The sequence below is a fragment of the Vibrio sp. 10N.261.52.A1 genome (genome assembly GCF_002876325.1).
Classification (GTDB): domain Bacteria; phylum Pseudomonadota; class Gammaproteobacteria; order Enterobacterales; family Vibrionaceae; genus Vibrio; species Vibrio chagasii.
Window position 1 is genome coordinate 1 of sequence record NZ_MCYD01000558.1, and the last position, 410, is coordinate 410.

A 410-nucleotide genomic window follows, 5' to 3' on the forward strand; every position below is an offset into this window, starting at 1 on the left:
CTACAAAAGAGCAACACCTAAAGTTAAAACACTGACAATCAAGAGTTTTAAATCTTGGAACACTAATTGCTACTAGTTAAATATCAAAACAACTATTAGTAACTAGGAATTCAATATGAAGACGATGACTCAACGCTTTCAAACTCTACTTTCTGTATCTAACTTCAGCCTAGCGATTACCACTTTGCTTATGCTACTCAGCATAATCATCGCTTACCCAATGGCGGATCATTTCTCACTACCGGTTCAGGTCGTTGCGCACATCAGCACCATCATTGTGGCGGCTTTCATCAAAATCAGTTATGTCGGGCGCTGCCTTGCTCAATACAATTTAGGCATGGAAGTGCGTTAACAAGCTTGTTCCAACTATGGTTTAAAGCTCAACAGCATTGTTGAGCTTTAAACCAGCT

Annotated in this window: 1 protein-coding gene; it reads left to right on the forward strand. The window is 39.8% G+C overall.

Annotation, left to right across the window (positions count from 1 at the left end; genetic code table 11):
* Positions 1 to 115: 115 nt before the first annotated feature.
* Positions 116 to 352 (forward strand): hypothetical protein, encoded by a 237-nt coding sequence (locus BCT81_RS08670; RefSeq protein WP_102423863.1) that lies wholly within the window; start codon positions 116 to 118, stop codon positions 350 to 352.
* Positions 353 to 410 lie beyond the last annotated feature (58 nt).

Excerpts from the sequence above, each read along its gene's own strand:
- BCT81_RS08670 (WP_102423863.1), top strand. The coding sequence starts at position 116 with ATGAAGACGATGACTCAACGCTTTCAAACTCTACTTTCTGTATCTAAC.